Genomic DNA, 18,727 nt, shown 5'->3' with positions numbered 1-18,727 from the left:
GTGTGTAAGCGCAGTAATGCGTTCAGCTAACCGATACTAATTGCCCGTAAGGCTTGATCCTATAACAAGTCTGCCTTGTCGATGATCGTTAGTGCTTCAGCACTTACGAGCATCCCACGCAGAGCGTCGAGCAGCGAAGCTGATCGATGCGGCGCGCCGGTTGAAGTACCGGTGACCTGCGTAGCAAGACGAGACAAGTTGAATTCTCGTGTGTGATACACACAACCTAAATTACTGCTTCTTCCCAGATTGGTTCTGTTGGCGACGCCAGCAGAACAACCCCCTTTGCCTGATGACCATAGCGAGTCGGTCCCACCCCTTCCCATCCCGAACAGGACCGTGAAACGACTCTACGCCGATGATAGTGCGGATTCCCGTGTGAAAGTAGGTAATCGTCAGGCTCCCTAAGCCAGAAACCCCCGCCCGACAAGGCGGGGGTTTTTGCATTTCGGCCGGCGAAAACAACGTCTCCATGGCAATGGCAAGAGCGGACAGGATGTCGCCGCTCCCGGCTCCCTTGCCGCATGTTCCTCGCGACTGTACTGCTCCGCCACAAGAGCCGCGACATTATTATCAAACGCCATTTTCGATCCAGCTCGCCGCATCTCGCCCTAAAGAGCCCTATCGGGGCGCGGCGCACGCTTGGCTTGCGGCAAGAAGCGAATCGACCCACGGGCCCGCTGTGCCGTGCGCGTATTGCGTGTCTGACAGGATCAACAATCGGCGCGATTCTTTTCGACGGTCGCTCGTTGGACCGTCCCGTACCGAGTAAATTTCTTCGATGAGCGAATAGGCGCTGTCGCCTACGCGGCCACCCATCGCAGGGATGTGTTCCCGTGTCGGCGCGTGCCGTATTCGGATCGCCGATCAGAGAGCTCCGCAAGGGAAGGTCGGCGTACCATGCTTCGCTCTTGAATCGCCGCTTCAGCTCAAGTTGCCGGGCAGCGCGCGTCGGATGTCGATGCACCGGCGCCATATATCGGCTTTATAACGACTTCGTAAGCGCGAGGTGGGAGTGGCTACGCAGCCGATGATCAATTTGATGCGCGACGCGCTGCTCGAGTCGGACGTGATCTACGGCGACGAGACAACCTTCCAAGTGCTGAAGGAGCCAGGACACAGGCGAAGAGTTATCTGTGGGCGCAGGTCAACGGCGCTAGGCCACAGTACGGATGTTCTCGTACTCGCAGGGCCGCGGCGCCCAGCACGCGCAGAAGCTCTATGCCGGCGTGCAGCCTGGCACCGTGCTGATGATTGACGGGTACGAGCTCTATAACGGCATCGCCCACGATCATCAACTCGTGCATCTGGGTTACTGTTCGTTGACACGGTTGCCCAGTGCGCAAGCCAGCGCCAACCTGTACTCTCTCGTCGAAACGTACAACGCGAACGGCATCAATCCGTATCGATATCTCGTCTGGCTATTTGCCAGGCTGCCGTTGGCCGAGACTGTCGATGACTACGCCGAGCTACTGCCTTGGAAATTATTGCCCTGACCTAAACTGAGCGATCGTACCGCTTACGAGCTTACATCCCTGATGAATGACAGTCTGGTGAACAGGGTCGCGCTGGTCCCCTTCGAAGAAAGCGCAACTGAAACGCAGGAGCTCTTCGCGCAATATGAGGCTGCGCTGCGCGATCACATCGATTCCGCGTTCGGTTGGGATGATGAGTTTCAACGGCGTCGATTTATAGAGTCTTACACTCGCTCTGATATACGATTGGTCAGAGTTGGCGCCAATACAGCAGGTTACGCGGTCGTCAGGATGCTAGACGACGCTATTCACCTGTCGCTTCTGATACTGAAACCAAGCTTCCAGCGACAGGGGATTGGAAAAGACGTTCTGACATCGCTGATGTCAGAGGCCGCGCGGACCGGAAAGGCCATCACACTGTCTTGCCTCCGCTCAAATTCGGAGGCTGTTGCGTTCTACGAATCGATGAAATTTCAAGTCACGTCTACCGAGGAACACTTCGTAAACTATCGATTTCCAAAACCTACCAAGTAGTTTCATCCGACGAAGCTGACTCCGGGTCGTGCGCACCTGCTGCGTTATTAGATGACCGCTTACGGTGCAACCACAAAAAGTGTCGTTCCAGAGAGGTGGGTGCATGGAGGTCTTTACCTGGGGTAGGCGGGCGACTCGAGACGGCCTCATGCCTTGTGGTGAAGCCGGCGAACGCAGCAGTAGTCGAAACCGGCGACGGAGCCGACAGCAATCGTCAGAAGGGGTGCGTCGTCGTCGGCTGCAGAGCCTTTATTTCACTCCGGAGGCACCGCGCCCAACCTCCAGGAGCAACCACCAGCCGGCTCGCCAAACTCGCCCGGCACGAAATTTGCGGAAAATTTGCGTCTACCCGCTTGGCATTGTGCGAAAGAGGCCGTATGATGGCGGTCTTTCGTTTTTAGCGCAGATGCAGATCGGCGCTGAAGGCGGAGTCTGACGAAGATGTGGTGCCGGTCGGCAACATCTCGCGCTTGCCTTAGCCGGGCAAGGGCGGCGATCGGCGGGAAGCAGAGGTCGGGAAGAAAGTGAAAATAATCTTCCGGATATGCTTGACAGGAGTGCGATGCACCCCCATAATCGTCAGTTCTCTACGGAGGGGTGCCCGAGTGGCTAAAGGGGGCAGACTGTAAATCTGTTGGCTTACGCCTACGTTGGTTCGAATCCAACCTCCTCCACCAAGATATCAGCGCAGTGAGCGGCAAGGAATCGTTAGTGGCCCGTGCGGGTGTAGCTCAATGGTAGAGCAGAAGCCTTCCAAGCTTACGACGAGGGTTCGATTCCCTTCACCCGCTCCAGACCGCTAAGTTGAAGCGTAGCGCCCATGTGGCTCAGTGGTAGAGCACTCCCTTGGTAAGGGAGAGGTCGGCAGTTCGATCCTGCCCATGGGCACCAGCAGTAAAAAGTCAGTGTCTTGTTTGCGCGCGGCGCAACCTGTGAAATTCCTTTTGGGAGTTGAAAATGGCCAAGGAAAAGTTTGAGCGGACCAAGCCGCACGTGAACGTTGGTACGATTGGTCACGTTGACCACGGCAAGACGACGCTGACGGCAGCGATCACGACGGTTCTGACGAAGAGGTTCGGCGGCGAAGCGAAGGCGTACGACCAGATCGACGCGGCACCGGAAGAAAAGGCGCGCGGCATCACGATCAACACGGCACACGTCGAGTACGAAACGGCTAACCGCCACTACGCACACGTCGACTGCCCGGGCCACGCTGACTACGTGAAGAACATGATCACGGGCGCGGCGCAGATGGACGGCGCGATCCTGGTTTGCTCGGCAGCAGACGGCCCGATGCCGCAAACGCGTGAGCACATCCTGCTGGCGCGTCAGGTTGGCGTTCCGTACATCATCGTGTTCCTGAACAAGTGCGACATGGTTGACGACGCGGAACTGCTCGAGCTGGTCGAGATGGAAGTTCGCGAACTGCTGTCGAAGTACGACTTCCCGGGCGACGACACGCCGATCGTGAAGGGTTCGGCGAAGCTGGCGCTGGAAGGCGACACGGGTGAGCTGGGCGAAGTGGCGATCATGAACCTGGCAGACGCACTGGACACGTACATCCCGACGCCGGAGCGTGCGGTTGACGGCGCGTTCCTGATGCCGGTGGAAGACGTGTTCTCGATCTCGGGCCGCGGTACGGTGGTGACGGGTCGTGTCGAGCGCGGCATCATCAAGGTCGGCGAGGAAATCGAAATCGTCGGTATCAAGCCGACGGTGAAGACGACCTGCACGGGCGTGGAAATGTTCCGCAAGCTGCTGGACCAAGGTCAGGCAGGCGACAACGTGGGTATCCTGCTGCGCGGCACGAAGCGTGAAGACGTGGAGCGTGGCCAGGTTCTGGCGAAGCCGGGTTCGATCACGCCGCACACGCACTTCACGGCTGAAGTGTACGTGCTGAGCAAGGATGAAGGCGGCCGTCACACGCCGTTCTTCAACAACTACCGTCCGCAGTTCTACTTCCGTACGACGGACGTGACGGGCTCGATCGAGCTGCCGAAGGACAAGGAAATGGTGATGCCGGGCGACAACGTGTCGATCACGGTGAAGCTGATCGCTCCGATCGCGATGGAAGAAGGTCTGCGCTTCGCGATTCGCGAAGGCGGCCGTACCGTCGGCGCCGGCGTCGTCGCCAAGATCATCGAGTAAGCCAGTTATTCGTTGATCGACAGTTTTGGGGCTGGCAGCAGCCGGCCCCAACATGGTTTAGGGGTATAGCTCAACTGGCAGAGCGTCGGTCTCCAAAACCGAAGGTTGGGGGTTCGATTCCCTCTGCCCCTGCCAAAAATCGCCACGTGTCCCACGTGGCATTTGTTTTAAGGTGTTATGGCGAATCCATCCGTCGAAACTGTAAATACCTCCGGCGATAAGCTGATGCTGGCCCTGGGCGTATTGCTGGTGTTGGCCGGATTCGTGGGCTTCTTCTGGCTGGCCAATCAGCAGTGGTATGTCCGCGGTGCCGCGTTGGCGGTAGGTATCATCGCCGGCGTGGCCGTCGGGCTGATGTCCGCCCCTGGCAAGAGCCTCATCGCGTTTGCCAAGGATTCGTACAAGGAAGTCCGGAAGGTCGTATGGCCCACCCGCAAGGAAGCAACGCAAACCACACTCGTCGTGTTCGGTTTCGTGCTCGTGATGGCGATTTTCCTCTGGTTGAGCGACAAATCGATCGAATGGGTGATTTTCTCGGCGATTCTGGGTTGGAAATGATATGAGCGATACTCCGGCATCCCCGAGCGGAAAGCGTTGGTACGTCGTGCACGCCTACTCCGGTATGGAGAAGAGCGTGCAACGCGCGCTTCAAGAGCGCATCGAACGTGCTGGCATGCAGGACAAATTCGGTCAGATCCTGGTTCCGACCGAAGAAGTGGTCGAAGTCAAAGGCGGCCACAAGGCTGTGACCGAACGTCGTTTCTTCCCTGGCTACGTGCTGGTGGAAATGGAAATGACGGACGAAACGTGGCACCTCGTGAAGAACACCGCGAAGGTCACTGGTTTCGTCGGCGGTGCGCGTAACCGCCCGACCCCGATTTCCCCGAAGGAAGTCGAGAAGATCATGTCGCAGATGCAGGAAGGCGTCGAAAAGCCGCGCCCGAAGACCCTGTTCGAAGTCGGCGAGATGGTGCGTGTCAAGGAAGGCCCGTTCACGGACTTCAACGGCACCGTCGAAGAAGTCAACTACGAGAAATCGCGCGTGCGTGTGTCGGTCACCATCTTTGGCCGCTCGACCCCCGTCGAACTCGAGTTCGGTCAGGTCGAAAAAGTTTGATCCCGATTCGGTGGGCAGCCTCGGCTGCCCACCTTCGCGCTTACGGCCCGCGTCATGGCCGTTGAGGAGCGTCAGTAGCCAGCGGCGAAAGCGCGTTATCACTCACCGAACGCCTTCTCCGGCGTTCCAATGAGGTTTCAAATGGCAAAGAAGATTATCGGCTTTATCAAGCTGCAGATCCCTGCAGGTAAAGCCAACCCGTCGCCGCCGGTTGGTCCGGCACTGGGCCAGCGCGGCCTGAACATCATGGAGTTCTGCAAGGCGTTCAACGCGCAGACTCAAGGCATGGAGCCGGGTCTGCCGGTGCCGGTGGTCATCACGGCATTCGCTGACAAGAGCTTCACGTTCGTGATGAAGACGCCGCCGGCGACCGTCCTGATCAAGAAGGCGGCGAAGGTGGACAAGGGCTCGAGCAAGCCGCACACCGACAAGGTCGGTTCGATCACGCGCGCTCAAGCCGAAGAAATCGCGAAGACCAAGATGCCGGACCTTACGGCAGCTGATCTGGACGCAGCCGTTCGCACCATCGCTGGTAGCGCACGCTCGATGGGTATCACTGTGGAGGGCGTGTAAATGGCTAAGATCTCCAAGCGCCGTCAGGCATTTGCCGCCAAGGTCGACCGTCAGAAGCTGTACGCGATCGAAGACGCACTGAGCCTCGTGAAGGAATGCGCGAGCGCGAAGTTCGACGAGTCGATCGACGTCGCAGTCCAGCTCGGCATCGATGCGAAGAAGTCGGACCAGGTCGTTCGTGGTTCGGTCGTTCTCCCGGCAGGTACGGGCAAGTCGGTTCGCGTTGCCGTGTTCGCGCAAGGCGAAAAGGCCGAGCAAGCTCGTGCAGCCGGCGCGGAAATCGTCGGTATGGAAGACCTGGCCGAGCAGATCAAGGCTGGCCAGATGGACTTCGACATCGTGATCGCTTCGCCGGACACGATGCGTATCGTCGGTACGCTCGGCCAGATCCTCGGCCCGCGCGGCCTGATGCCGAACCCGAAGGTCGGTACGGTCACGCCGGACGTCGCAACCGCCGTCAAGAACGCGAAGGCTGGTCAGGTGCAATTCCGTGTCGACAAGGCCGGTATCATCCATGCGACCATCGGCCGTGCATCGTTCGAGCCGACCGCGCTGCGTTCGAACCTGTCCGCGCTGATCGAAGCGCTGCAGAAGGCAAAGCCGGCAACGAGCAAGGGCGTGTACCTGCGCAAGATCGCACTGTCGAGCACGATGGGCGTCGGCGTGCGCGTCGACCAGGCTACGCTGGCAGCACAGTAAGCAAGTATTCGGGCCGCTTCGCTCGCGAAGCGGTCCACATGGGCTTTGGGCGGTTGTTCGTGCAGCAGGGCGGGCAACCGGTTATCAAAGACCGTTGGTGGGGCGCAGCAGTCAGGTGATCCCTTAATTCAAGCCAACGCAGATGGCGAACCCGAAAAAGTTTTGCAGTGGTGAAGCCGCAGGCCGCGAAGCGATTCGCGGCATGAGGTGGAAATACTCCTAACGAGGTCGGACGCCGTTGTTGAACGAGGTACGTGAGGTTTCGCCATACCGGCAAGGCCGAACGTATCGTTTCTGGAGGCTAACCGTGCCGCTTAATAGAGAAGACAAGCAAGCCGTCGTCGCTGAGGTTTCCGCGCAAGTCGCGAAGGCCCAGACCGTTGTGCTGGCTGAGTATCGTGGAATTGCGGTTGGCGATCTGACCAAGCTGCGCGCGCAAGCGCGTGAGCAAAAGGTTTACCTGCGCGTGTTGAAGAACACGCTGGCGCGTCGCGCTGTCGAAGGTACGCCGTTTGCTCCGCTGGCAGAGCAGATGACTGGTCCGCTGATCTACGGCATCTCGGAAGATGCAATTGCCGCTGCTAAGGTCGTCAACGACTTCAGCAAGAGCAATGACAAGTTGGTCATCAAGGCTGGTTCGTTCGATGGCAAGGTGATGGACAAGGCTGGCGTGCAAGCGCTGGCAAGCATCCCGAGCCGCGAAGAACTGCTCTCGAAGCTGCTGTTCGTTATGCAAGCGCCTGTTTCGGGCTTCGCGCGTGCTCTGGCCGCGCTGGCCGAGAAGAAGCAAGCGGAAGCTGCGTAAGCGAACGTGCATCAGCGTCATTGATCGCTGGCTGTATCCGAATTCAATTTAGGAGTATTTCAAATGGCAATCGCAAAAGAAGACATCCTGGCAGCAGTCGAAGGGATGACCGTTCTGGAACTGAACGAACTGGTCAAGGCATTCGAAGAGAAGTTTGGCGTGTCGGCAGCTGCAGTGGCAGTCGCTGGCCCGGCAGGCGGCGGCGCTGCTGCTGCTGCAGAAGAGAAGACCGAATTCACGGTCGTCCTGGCTGAAGCCGGCGCCAACAAGGTTTCGGTCATCAAGGCCGTTCGCGAACTGACGGGCCTGGGCCTGAAGGAAGCGAAGGACCTGGTTGACGGTGCACCGAAGCCCATCAAGGAAGGCGTCGACAAGGCTGCTGCTGAAGAAGCCAAGAAGAAGCTGGAAGAAGCTGGCGCGAAGGTCGAAGTCAAGTAAGTTTCGGCGCGCTGTGCGAAGGCTGGCGGTATTTTCACCGCCGGCCTTTTTGTGCTTTGTGGGGACGTTATTCTGGCACTCATTCGGGAGCCCGAATAATCGGCCCCAGAAGCCAAAGAAAACCGCCTGATCGTTGTGATGCATCACTCACGATTGGCGGTTCTCTTTGTCTTCTGAAGCGACTGCAGAAGGCAAGTTTGGTCGGGTAGCGGGCAACACAGGCATCCGCTGCCGTCAGCCAGCGGTTGGTAGCGGCCAACCACCAAGCTTCTCGGCTCGTTCAAGCCGTCGAACGGCCATCGGGTCTCAGTCGGTGAACACTCGGGTTTGAAACGTCCAGGTATTCCGCCTCGATAGCACCCGCCGTGATTCGGAGATCGTATGCAATATTCCTTCACCGAGAAGAAGCGCATTCGCAAGAGTTTCGCGAAGCGCCCCATCGTTCACCAAGTTCCGTTCTTGCTGGCTACTCAGCTTGAATCATTCAGCACGTTTCTGCAAGCCGATGTGCCCGCGACGCAACGTAAGCCCGAGGGTTTGCAGGCCGCGTTCACGTCGGTATTTCCCATTGTTTCGCACAACGGTTTCGCGCGCCTCGAGTTCGTGAGCTATGCGCTGTCGTCGCCGGCATTCAACATCAAGGAATGCCAGCAGCGCGGCCTGACGTACTGCTCCGCGCTGCGCGCGAAGGTCCGCCTCGTCATCCTCGACAAGGAATCGCCGAACAAGCCGGTCGTCAAGGAAGTGAAGGAGCAGGAAGTGTACATGGGCGAAATTCCGCTCATGACGCCGACGGGCTCGTTCGTCATCAACGGCACCGAGCGTGTCATCGTCTCGCAGCTGCACCGTTCGCCGGGCGTGTTCTTCGAACACGACAAGGGCAAGACGCACAGCTCGGGCAAGCTGCTGTTCTCGGCACGGATCATTCCGTACCGCGGCTCGTGGCTCGACTTCGAATTCGATCCGAAGGACATCCTGTATTTCCGCGTCGACCGTCGCCGCAAGATGCCGGTCACGATCCTGCTGAAGGCCATCGGCCTGACGCCGGAACAGATCCTCGCGAACTTCTTCGTGTTCGACAACTTCACGCTGATGGACGAAGGCGCGCAACTCGAGTTCGTGCCCGAGCGCCTGCGTGGCGAAGTCGCGCGCTTCGACATCACGGATCGCGACGGCAAGGTCATCGTCCAGAAGGACAAGCGGATCAACGCGAAGCACATTCGCGACCTCGAAGCCGCGAAGACCAAGTTCATCTCGGTGCCGGAAGACTATCTGCTCGGCCGCGTGCTGGCGAAGAACGTCGTCGACGGCGACACCGGCGAAGTGATCGCGAGCGCGAACGACGAAGTCACGGAAAGCGTGCTCGAGAAGCTGCGCGAAGCGGGCATCAAGGACATCCAGACGCTTTACACGAACGATCTGGACCAGGGTCCGTACATCTCGTCGACGCTGCGTGTCGACGAAACGACCGACAAGACGGCCGCGCGCATCGCGATCTACCGCATGATGCGTCCGGGCGAGCCGCCGACCGAAGAAGCGGTCGAGGCGCTGTTCAACCGGCTGTTCTACAGCGAAGAAGCGTACGACCTGTCGAAGGTCGGCCGCATGAAGTTCAACCGCCGCGTGGGCCGCGACGAGATCGTCGGCCCGATGACGCTGCAGGACGACGACATCCTCGCGACGATCAAGATCCTCGTCGAGCTGCGTAACGGCAAGGGCGAAGTGGACGACATCGACCACCTCGGCAACCGTCGCGTGCGTTGCGTCGGCGAACTGGCGGAAAACCAGTTCCGCGCCGGTCTCGTGCGTGTCGAGCGCGCGGTCAAGGAACGCCTCGGCCAGGCCGAAAGCGAAAACCTGATGCCGCACGACCTGATCAACTCGAAGCCGATTTCGTCGGCGATCCGCGAGTTCTTCGGTTCGTCGCAGCTGTCGCAGTTCATGGACCAGACCAACCCGCTGTCGGAAATCACGCACAAGCGCCGTGTTTCCGCACTGGGCCCGGGCGGTCTGACGCGCGAGCGTGCAGGCTTCGAAGTCCGTGACGTGCACCCGACCCACTACGGCCGCGTGTGCCCGATCGAGACGCCGGAAGGTCCGAACATCGGCCTGATCAACTCGCTCGCACTGTATGCGCACCTGAACGAGTACGGCTTCCTCGAGACGCCGTACCGCAAGGTCGTGGACGGCAAGGTGACCGATCAGATCGACTACCTGTCGGCGATCGAGGAAGGTCGCTACATGATCGCCCAGGCGAACGCCGCGATCGACGAAGACGGCCGACTGATCGACGAACTCGTGTCGTCGCGCGAAGCCGGCGAAACGATGATGGTCACGCCGGACCGGATCCAGTACATGGACGTCGCGCCGTCGCAGATCGTGTCGGTGGCAGCGTCGCTGATCCCGTTCCTCGAGCACGACGACGCGAACCGCGCACTGATGGGTTCGAACATGCAGCGTCAGGCCGTGCCGTGTCTGCGTCCGGAAAAGCCGGTCGTCGGTACGGGCATCGAGCGCACCTGCGCGGTCGACTCGGGTACGACGGTTCAGGCGTTCCGCGGCGGTGTGGTCGACTACGTCGACGCAGGCCGTATCGTGATTCGCGTGAACGACGACGAAGCGGTCGCGGGTGAAGTCGGTGTCGACATCTACAACCTGATCAAGTACACGCGTTCGAACCAGAACACGAACATCAACCAGCGTCCGATCGTGAAGATGGGCGACAAGGTCTCGCGCGGCGACGTGCTGGCCGACGGCGCCTCGACGGACCTGGGCGAGCTCGCGCTCGGCCAGAACATGCTGATCGCGTTCATGCCGTGGAACGGCTACAACTTCGAGGATTCGATCCTGATCTCGGAGAAGGTCGTCGCGGACGATCGCTACACGTCGATCCACATCGAAGAGCTGAACGTCGTTGCACGCGACACGAAGCTCGGGCCGGAAGAAATCACGCGCGACATCTCGAACCTGGCGGAAGTCCAGCTCGGCCGTCTCGACGAATCGGGCATCGTGTACATCGGTGCGGAAGTCGAAGCAGGCGACGTGCTGGTCGGCAAGGTCACGCCGAAGGGCGAGACCCAGCTGACGCCGGAAGAGAAGCTGCTGCGCGCGATCTTCGGCGAGAAGGCTTCGGACGTGAAGGACACGTCGCTGCGCGTGCCGTCGGGCATGAGCGGGACGGTGATCGACGTCCAGGTGTTCACGCGTGAAGGCATCCAGCGCGATAAGCGTGCGCAACAGATCATCGACGACGAACTGAAGCGCTACCGTCTCGACCTGAACGACCAGCTGCGCATCGTGGAAGGCGACGCGTTCCAGCGTCTCGCGCGCATGCTCGTGGGCAAGGTCGCGAACGGCGGTCCGAAGAAGCTCGCGAAGGGCACGAAGATCGACCAGGCTTACCTGGAAGACCTCGACCATTACCACTGGTTCGACATCCGCCTCGCGGACGACGAAGCGGCGGCGCAGCTCGAAGCGATCAAGAACTCGATCGAAGAGAAGCGTCACCAGTTCGACCTCGCGTTCGAAGAGAAGCGCAAGAAGCTCACGCAAGGCGACGAACTGCCGCCGGGCGTGCTGAAGATGGTCAAGGTGTACCTCGCGGTGAAGCGCCGTCTGCAGCCTGGCGACAAGATGGCGGGCCGTCACGGTAACAAGGGTGTCGTGTCGAAGATCGTCCCGATCGAAGACATGCCGTACATGGCCGACGGCCGTCCGGCAGACGTCGTGCTGAACCCGCTCGGCGTGCCGTCGCGGATGAACGTGGGTCAGGTTCTGGAAGTGCACCTCGGCTGGGCCGCGAAGGGCCTCGGCTGGCGTATCGGCGAAATGCTGCAGCGTCAGGCGAAGATCGAGGAACTGCGCGCGTTCCTGACGAAGATCTACAACGAGTCGGGCCGCCAGGAAGATCTGGAAAGCTTCACCGACGACGAGATCCTCGAACTCGCGAAGAACCTGCGCGAAGGCGTGCCGTTCGCGACGCCGGTGTTCGACGGTGCAACCGAGGAAGAAATGGGCAAGATGCTCGACCTCGCGTTCCCGGACGACATCGCCGAACAGCTCGGCATGAACCCGTCGAAGAACCAGGTCCGCCTGTACGACGGCCGCACGGGTGAAATGTTCGAACGTCGCGTGACGCTCGGCTACATGCACTACCTGAAGCTGCACCACCTGGTCGACGACAAGATGCACGCGCGTTCGACCGGCCCGTACTCGCTCGTCACGCAGCAGCCGCTGGGCGGTAAGGCGCAGTTCGGTGGCCAGCGTTTCGGTGAAATGGAAGTGTGGGCACTCGAAGCGTACGGCGCGTCCTACGTGCTGCAGGAAATGCTGACGGTGAAGTCGGACGACGTGACCGGCCGGACGAAGGTGTACGAAAACCTCGTCAAGGGCGATCACGTGATCGATGCAGGCATGCCGGAATCCTTCAACGTGCTCGTGAAGGAAATCCGCTCGCTCGGTATCGATATCGATCTCGACCGCAATTAATCGGACTACGGAGAGAAAGCAATGAAAGCTCTGCTCGATCTATTCAAGCAAGTCCAACAGGAAGAAGTTTTCGACGCGATCAAGATCGGTCTGGCCTCGCCCGACAAGATCCGTTCGTGGTCGTTCGGCGAAGTGAAGAAGCCGGAGACCATCAACTACCGTACGTTCAAGCCGGAACGCGATGGTCTGTTCTGCGCGAAGATCTTCGGGCCGATCAAGGACTACGAGTGCCTGTGCGGCAAGTACAAGCGTCTGAAGCACCGCGGCGTGATCTGCGAGAAGTGCGGCGTCGAAGTGACGCTGGCGAAGGTGCGTCGCGAACGGATGGGCCACATCGAGCTGGCCTCGCCGGTCGCGCACATCTGGTTCCTGAAGTCGCTGCCGTCGCGTCTGGGCATGGTGCTCGACATGACGCTGCGCGACATCGAACGCGTGCTGTACTTCGAAGCCTATGTGGTCATCGAACCGGGCATGACGCCGCTGAAGGCGCGGCAGATCATGACCGAAGAGGATTACTACAACAAGGTCGAGGAATACGGCGACGAATTCCGTGCCGAAATGGGCGCGGAAGGCGTGCGTGAACTGCTGCGCGCGATCAACATCGACGAGCAGGTCGAGACGCTGCGCACCGAGCTGAAGAACACCGGCTCGGAAGCGAAGATCAAGAAGTACGCGAAGCGCCTGAAGGTCCTCGAGGCATTCCAGCGCTCGGGCATCAAGCCCGAGTGGATGATTCTCGAAGTGCTGCCGGTGCTGCCGCCGGAACTGCGTCCGCTCGTGCCGCTGGACGGCGGCCGTTTCGCGACGTCGGACCTGAACGACCTGTATCGCCGCGTGATCAACCGAAACAACCGGTTGAAGCGTCTGCTCGAGCTGAAGGCGCCTGAAATCATCGTCCGCAACGAAAAGCGGATGCTGCAGGAAGCCGTCGACTCGCTGCTCGACAACGGTCGTCGCGGCAAGGCGATGACGGGCGCGAACAAGCGTCCGCTGAAGTCGCTCGCCGACATGATCAAGGGCAAGGGCGGTCGTTTCCGTCAGAACTTGCTGGGCAAGCGCGTCGACTACTCGGGCCGTTCGGTCATCGTGGTCGGCCCGACGCTGAAGCTGCACCAGTGCGGTCTGCCGAAGCTGATGGCGCTCGAGCTGTTCAAGCCGTTCATCTTCAACAAGCTGGAAGTGATGGGCGTCGCCACGACCATCAAGGCTGCGAAGAAGGAAGTCGAGAACCAGACGCCGGTGGTGTGGGACATCCTCGAAGAGGTGATCCGCGAGCACCCGGTGATGCTGAACCGTGCGCCGACGCTGCACCGTCTCGGTATCCAGGCGTTCGAGCCGGTGCTGATCGAAGGCAAGGCGATCCAGCTGCACCCGCTCGTCTGCGCGGCGTTCAACGCCGACTTCGACGGCGACCAGATGGCCGTTCACGTGCCGCTGTCGCTCGAAGCGCAGATGGAAGCGCGCACGCTGATGCTCGCGTCGAACAACGTGCTGTTCCCGGCCAACGGCGATCCGTCGATCGTGCCGTCGCAGGATATCGTGCTGGGTCTGTACTACGCGACCCGCGAAGCGATCAACGGCAAGGGCGAAGGCCTGTCGTTTACCGGCGTGTCGGAAGTGATCCGCGCGTACGAGAACAAGGAAGTCGAGCTGGCCTCGCGCGTCAACGTCCGGATCACCGAAATGGTCCGCAACGAAGACACGTCGGAAGGCGCGCCGGAATTCGTGCCGAAGATCACGCTGTACGCGACGACCGTCGGTCGCGCGATCCTGTCGGAGATCCTGCCGCACGGCCTGCCGTTCTCGGTGCTGAACAAGCCGCTGAAGAAGAAGGAAATCTCGCGCCTGATCAACACGGCGTTCCGCAAGTGCGGTCTGCGTGCGACGGTCGTGTTCGCCGACCAGCTGATGCAGTCGGGTTTCCGTCTCGCGACGCGTGCCGGCATCTCGATCTGCGTGGACGACATGCTCGTGCCGCCGCAGAAGGAAACGATCGTCGGCGACGCCGCGAAGAAGGTGAAGGAGTACGACCGCCAGTACATGTCGGGTCTCGTCACCGCGCAGGAACGCTACAACAACGTGGTCGACATCTGGTCGGCAACGTCGGAAGCGGTCGGCAAGGCGATGATGGAGCAGCTGTCGACGGAGCCGGTGATCGATCGCGACGGCAACGAGACGCGCCAGGAGTCGTTCAACTCGATCTACATGATGGCCGACTCGGGCGCCCGGGGTTCGGCGGTTCAGATTCGTCAGCTGGCCGGCATGCGTGGCCTGATGGCGAAGCCGGACGGCTCGATTATCGAGACGCCGATTACCGCGAACTTCCGCGAAGGTCTGAACGTGTTGCAGTACTTCATCTCGACCCACGGTGCACGTAAGGGTCTGGCTGATACGGCACTGAAGACCGCGAACTCGGGTTACCTGACGCGTCGTCTCGTCGACGTCACGCAGGATCTGGTCGTGGTGGAAGACGATTGCGGCACGTCGAACGGCGTGGCGATGAAGGCGCTCGTCGAAGGCGGTGAAGTCGTCGAAGCGCTGCGTGACCGTATCCTCGGCCGCGTCGCGGTGGCGGACGTCGTGAACCCGGAAACGCAGGAAACGCTGTACGAATCGGGCACGCTGCTCGACGAAACGGCGGTCGAGGAAATCGAACGCCTCGGCATCGACGAAGTGCGCGTGCGCACGCCGCTGACCTGCGAAACGCGTTACGGTCTGTGCGCAGCCTGCTACGGCCGCGACCTTGGCCGCGGCTCGCTCGTGAACGTCGGCGAAGCGGTCGGCGTGATCGCCGCGCAGTCGATCGGCGAGCCGGGCACGCAGCTGACGATGCGTACGTTTCACATCGGTGGCGCGGCGTCGCGTGCGGCAGTGGCCTCGTCGGTCGAAGCGAAGAGCAACGGTATCGTCCGCTTCACGGCGACGATGCGCTACGTCACGAACGCGAAGGGCGAGCAGATCGTCATTTCCCGTTCGGGCGAGGCGATGATCACCGACGACTTCGGTCGCGAGCGCGAGCGTCACAAAGTGCCGTACGGCGCGACGCTGCTGCAGCTCGACGGCGCGATCATCAAGGCCGGCACGCAGCTCGCCACGTGGGATCCGCTGACGCGCCCGATCATCACCGAGTACGGTGGTACGGTGAAGTTCGAGAACGTCGAGGAAGGCGTGACCGTCGCGAAGCAGATCGACGACGTGACGGGCCTGTCGACGCTGGTCGTGATCGACGTGAAGCGCCGCGGTTCGCAGGCGTCGAAGAGCGTGCGTCCGCAGGTGAAGCTGCTCGACGCGAACGGCGAGGAAGTGAAGATTCCGGGCACGGAGCACGCAGTGCAGATCGGCTTCCAGGTCGGCGCACTGATCACCGTGAAGGATGGCCAGCAGGTGCAGGTCGGTGAAGTGCTCGCACGTATCCCGACGGAAGCGCAGAAGACGCGTGACATTACCGGCGGTCTGCCGCGGGTGGCGGAACTGTTCGAAGCGCGTTCGCCGAAGGATGCCGGCATTCTCGCGGAAGTCACCGGTACGACATCGTTCGGCAAGGACACGAAGGGCAAGCAGCGTCTCGTCATCACGGACCTCGAGGGCAACCAGCACGAGTTCCTGATCGCGAAGGAAAAGCAGGTTCTGGTTCACGACGCCCAGGTCGTCAACAAGGGCGAAATGATCGTGGACGGTCCGGCCGATCCGCACGACATCCTGCGTCTGCAGGGTATCGAGGCGCTGTCGCGCTACATCGTCGACGAAGTGCAGGACGTGTACCGTCTGCAGGGCGTGAAGATCAACGACAAGCACATCGAGGTGATCGTTCGCCAGATGCTGCGTCGTGTGCAGATCACCGACAACGGCGATACGCGCTTCATCCCGGGCGAACAGGTCGAGCGTTCCGACATGCTGGACGAGAACGATCGCATGATCGCCGAGGGCAAGCGCCCGGCTTCGTACGACAACGTGCTGCTCGGTATCACGAAGGCTTCGCTGTCGACCGACTCGTTCATCTCCGCGGCATCGTTCCAGGAAACGACCCGCGTGCTGACCGAAGCGGCGATCATGGGCAAGCGCGACGATCTGCGCGGCCTGAAGGAAAACGTGATCGTCGGCCGTCTGATTCCGGCCGGTACGGGTCTCGCGTTCCACAAGGCACGCAAGGCGAAGGAATCGTCGGATCGCGAGCGTTTCGACCAGATCGCAGCGGAAGAGGCATTCGACTTCGGCACGCCGAGCGCGCCGGCGGAAGAGCCGCAACACCCGGCAGCCGAGTAAGCGCGGGGCGGCGAAAGCCGCGTTGCCTTGCTATCATCGCTGTCACCGAAACCGCCCGGTTCTGCCGGGCGGTTTTTTTTCGTCCTTCGTTCACGCGCATGACGTGCCTGTGCCGCGCCGGCGCATGCCTCGCGGTCGCCTTCGGCATGGCGGCGACAGGCTCGTGATGCACGTGAAAGAACCCTGACCGAATGGCCAACATCCTGCGATTCGCCACGCGTCGCGCGAGCGGGTTGTTAAAATTGCGGTCATCGCTCAGCCGTCCCTGGTCTCATTCATGTCCCGCGCCCTCGAAATACTCGACGAAGTCTTTGGTTATTCCGCCTTTCGCGGCCAGCAGGGCGAGATCGTCGAGCACGTCGCCGGCGGCGGCGATTGCCTCGTGCTGATGCCCACGGGCGGCGGCAAGTCGCTGTGCTACCAGATCCCCGCGCTGCTGCGCCGCGAGGCCGGGCAGGGCGCCGGCATCGTCGTGTCGCCGCTGATCGCGCTGATGCAGGATCAGGTCGCCGCGTTGAGCGAAGTCGGCGTGCGCGCGGCCTACCTGAATTCGACACTGTCGGGCGCCGAGGCGGCAGCCACCGAGCGCGCGCTGCGCGAAGGTGAAATCGACCTGCTGTACGTCGCGCCGGAGCGGTTGATGACGGGGCGCTTCCTCGACCTGCTCGAGCGCGCGAAGATCGGGCTGTTCGCGATCGACGAAGCGCACTGCGTGTCGCAATGGGGGCACGATTTCCGTCCGGAATACATCCAGCTGTCGGTGCTGCACGAGCGCTTCCCGTCGGTGCCGCGCATCGCGCTGACCGCCACGGCCGACGCGATCACGCGCGACGAGATCATCCATCGGCTCGCGCTCGATGACGCACGCGTGTTCGTGTCGAGCTTCGACCGCCCGAACATCCGCTACCGGATCGTCGAAAAGGACAACGCGCGCTCGCAACTGCTCGACTTCATCCGCGCCGAACACACGAATGCCGACGGCACGACGGATGCGGGCGTCGTCTACTGCCTGTCGCGCCGCAAGGTCGAGGAAACGGCCGAATGGCTGAAGGCGCAGGGCGTGCGCGCGCTGCCGTATCACGCGGGGATGGAGTTCGAGGTGCGGCAGAAGCACCAGGAAATGTTCCAGCGCGAGGAGGGCATCGTGATGTGCGCGACGATCGCGTTCGGCATGGGTATCGACAAGCCCGACGTGCGCTTCGTTGCCCACCTCGATTTGCCGAAGAGCGTCGAAGGCTACTATCAGGAGACCGGCCGCGCGGGCCGCGACGGGATGCCCGCGAACGCGTGGATGGCGTATGGCCTCGGCGACGTCGTCCAGCAGCGCAAGATGATCGACGAGTCGGATGCGGACGACGCGCACAAGCGCGTGCAGACGTCGAAGCTCGACGCGCTGCTCGGATTGTGCGAGACGATCTCGTGTCGCCGCGTGCGGCTGCTGAACTACTTCGGCGAGGCGAGCCAGCCGTGCGGCAACTGCGACACGTGCCTGGAGCCGCCCGATTCATGGGACGCGACGCGCGAGGCGCAGATGGCGCTGTCGTGCGTGTTCCGCGCGCAGCGCGCGAGCGGCTTCAACTTCGGCGCGAGCCATCTGATCGAGATCCTGCGCGGCGGCCGCACCGAGAAGGTGCTGCAGCGCGGCCATGACCAGTTGAGCACGTTCGGTATCGGCGCGTCGCTGTCCGAGCCCGAGTGGCGCGCGATTTTCCGGCAACTGGTCGCGTACGGCTACCTGGCGGTCGACCATGGCGGCTTCGGCGCGCTGGTGCTCACCGAGGCCGCGAAGCCGGTGCTGAAGAACGAGGAAAAGGTCACGCTGCGCCGCTACGTGAAGCCGCAGCGCACGCGCCAGTCGTCGAGCCGCAGCGGCACGCGGGTCGACCCGACGGCCGGCATGGGCGCGCGTGAGCGCGCACGCTGGGACGCGCTGCGTGCGTGGCGCGCGGAAACCGCGAAGACGGACGGCGTGCCGGCCTACGTGATCTTCCACGACGCGACGCTCGCCGAAATCGCGCGCAACGCGCCGGAGACGATCGACGACCTGCGTCACATTCCCGGCATGGGCGTGCGCAAGCTCGAGCGCTTCGGCGACGAGATCATCGACGTCGTCGAATCGGCTTGACACTGGGTCCCGACCCCTTCCATAGACTGCGCGGTCGGCCGGCAAATCACGCAAGCCGTTGA

General features: G+C 61.4%; 11 protein-coding genes, 4 tRNA genes, 1 rRNA gene and 1 pseudogene. All 17 read left to right on the top strand.

The window, feature by feature from the left end; translation table 11 throughout:
• Positions 1–288: 288 nt before the first annotated feature.
• The 17 genes and pseudogenes from rrf (at position 289) to recQ (ending at position 18,665) form a co-directional block, all read left to right on the top strand.
• Positions 289–401, top strand: a 5S ribosomal RNA gene (gene rrf / locus C5F75_RS17670).
• 608 nt (positions 402–1,009) lie between these two features.
• A pseudogene (locus C5F75_RS17665) lies at positions 1,010–1,496 on the top strand (IS66 family transposase); the annotation flags it as partial.
• 42 nt (positions 1,497–1,538) lie between these two features.
• Positions 1,539–2,009 (top strand): GNAT family N-acetyltransferase, encoded by a 471-nt coding sequence (locus tag C5F75_RS17660; RefSeq protein ID WP_081066464.1) that lies wholly within the window; start codon positions 1,539–1,541, stop codon positions 2,007–2,009.
• Positions 2,010–2,600: 591 nt separating this feature from the next.
• Positions 2,601–2,686, top strand: a tRNA-Tyr gene (locus C5F75_RS17655).
• 43 nt (positions 2,687–2,729) lie between these two features.
• Positions 2,730–2,803 (top strand) — tRNA-Gly (locus C5F75_RS17650).
• 22 nt (positions 2,804–2,825) lie between these two features.
• Positions 2,826–2,900: transfer RNA gene (locus C5F75_RS17645), tRNA-Thr, on the top strand.
• A gap of 66 nt (positions 2,901–2,966) precedes the next feature.
• Positions 2,967–4,157, top strand: a complete 1,191-nt coding sequence (gene tuf, locus C5F75_RS17640) for an elongation factor Tu (protein WP_104012488.1) — start codon at positions 2,967–2,969, stop codon at positions 4,155–4,157.
• A 59-nt stretch (positions 4,158–4,216) separates the two neighbouring features.
• Positions 4,217–4,292, top strand: a tRNA-Trp gene (locus C5F75_RS17635).
• 42 nt (positions 4,293–4,334) lie between these two features.
• On the top strand, positions 4,335–4,715 hold the full coding sequence (secE, locus tag C5F75_RS17630) for a preprotein translocase subunit SecE (protein ID WP_006482892.1): 381 nt from the start codon (positions 4,335–4,337) through the stop codon (positions 4,713–4,715).
• Between the two features lies 1 nt (position 4,716).
• Entirely contained in the window at positions 4,717–5,274 is a 558-nt protein-coding gene (gene nusG, locus C5F75_RS17625; protein ID WP_006400672.1) for a transcription termination/antitermination protein NusG, read from the top strand.
• A gap of 141 nt (positions 5,275–5,415) precedes the next feature.
• Positions 5,416–5,847, top strand: a complete 432-nt coding sequence (gene rplK / locus C5F75_RS17620; RefSeq protein WP_006477201.1) for a 50S ribosomal protein L11 — start codon at positions 5,416–5,418, stop codon at positions 5,845–5,847.
• Positions 5,848–6,546: a 50S ribosomal protein L1 gene (gene rplA / locus C5F75_RS17615; protein ID WP_006482906.1), complete on the top strand. Its 699-nt coding sequence runs from the start codon at positions 5,848–5,850 to the stop codon at positions 6,544–6,546. It begins immediately after the preceding gene.
• Between the two features lie 307 nt (positions 6,547–6,853).
• Positions 6,854–7,351 (top strand): 50S ribosomal protein L10, encoded by a 498-nt coding sequence (gene rplJ, locus C5F75_RS17610; protein WP_006482916.1) that lies wholly within the window; start codon positions 6,854–6,856, stop codon positions 7,349–7,351.
• A 63-nt stretch (positions 7,352–7,414) separates the two neighbouring features.
• Entirely contained in the window at positions 7,415–7,789 is a 375-nt protein-coding gene (gene rplL, locus C5F75_RS17605; protein ID WP_006482911.1) for a 50S ribosomal protein L7/L12, read from the top strand.
• Positions 7,790–8,170: 381 nt separating this feature from the next.
• On the top strand, positions 8,171–12,277 hold the full coding sequence (rpoB, locus tag C5F75_RS17600) for a DNA-directed RNA polymerase subunit beta (protein ID WP_034209726.1): 4,107 nt from the start codon (positions 8,171–8,173) through the stop codon (positions 12,275–12,277).
• Between the two features lie 21 nt (positions 12,278–12,298).
• The gene (gene rpoC, locus C5F75_RS17595) at positions 12,299–16,540 is read left to right on the top strand and encodes a DNA-directed RNA polymerase subunit beta' (RefSeq protein WP_060009381.1); all 4,242 of its coding nucleotides are present in this window, start codon (positions 12,299–12,301) and stop codon (positions 16,538–16,540) included.
• A 277-nt stretch (positions 16,541–16,817) separates the two neighbouring features.
• Positions 16,818–18,665, top strand: a complete 1,848-nt coding sequence (recQ, locus tag C5F75_RS17590; RefSeq protein ID WP_060315563.1) for a DNA helicase RecQ — start codon at positions 16,818–16,820, stop codon at positions 18,663–18,665.
• Positions 18,666–18,727: the final 62 nt, after the last annotated feature.

Origin of the sequence: Burkholderia anthinoferrum, from assembly GCF_002925705.1 — a bacterium.
GTDB classification, from domain to species: Bacteria; Pseudomonadota; Gammaproteobacteria; order Burkholderiales; family Burkholderiaceae; genus Burkholderia; species Burkholderia semiarida.
Note: the sequence above shows the minus strand (reverse complement) of the source record. Positions and strands in the feature narration are given on the sequence as shown.

What these genes read in the sequence shown, in the direction of transcription:
- rplL (WP_006482911.1), top strand. Translation starts at nt 7,415, where the DNA reads ATGGCAATCGCAAAAGAAGACATCCTGGCAGCAGTCGAAGGGATGACC.
- nusG (WP_006400672.1), top strand. Translation starts at nt 4,717, where the DNA reads ATGAGCGATACTCCGGCATCCCCGAGCGGAAAGCGTTGGTACGTCGTG.
- rplA (WP_006482906.1), top strand. Translation starts at nt 5,848, where the DNA reads ATGGCTAAGATCTCCAAGCGCCGTCAGGCATTTGCCGCCAAGGTCGAC.
- rpoC (WP_060009381.1), top strand. Translation starts at nt 12,299, where the DNA reads ATGAAAGCTCTGCTCGATCTATTCAAGCAAGTCCAACAGGAAGAAGTT.
- C5F75_RS17660 (WP_081066464.1), top strand. Translation starts at nt 1,539, where the DNA reads ATGAATGACAGTCTGGTGAACAGGGTCGCGCTGGTCCCCTTCGAAGAA.
- rpoB (WP_034209726.1), top strand. Translation starts at nt 8,171, where the DNA reads ATGCAATATTCCTTCACCGAGAAGAAGCGCATTCGCAAGAGTTTCGCG.
- tuf (WP_104012488.1), top strand. Translation starts at nt 2,967, where the DNA reads ATGGCCAAGGAAAAGTTTGAGCGGACCAAGCCGCACGTGAACGTTGGT.
- recQ (WP_060315563.1), top strand. Translation starts at nt 16,818, where the DNA reads ATGTCCCGCGCCCTCGAAATACTCGACGAAGTCTTTGGTTATTCCGCC.
- rplK (WP_006477201.1), top strand. Translation starts at nt 5,416, where the DNA reads ATGGCAAAGAAGATTATCGGCTTTATCAAGCTGCAGATCCCTGCAGGT.
- secE (WP_006482892.1), top strand. Translation starts at nt 4,335, where the DNA reads ATGGCGAATCCATCCGTCGAAACTGTAAATACCTCCGGCGATAAGCTG.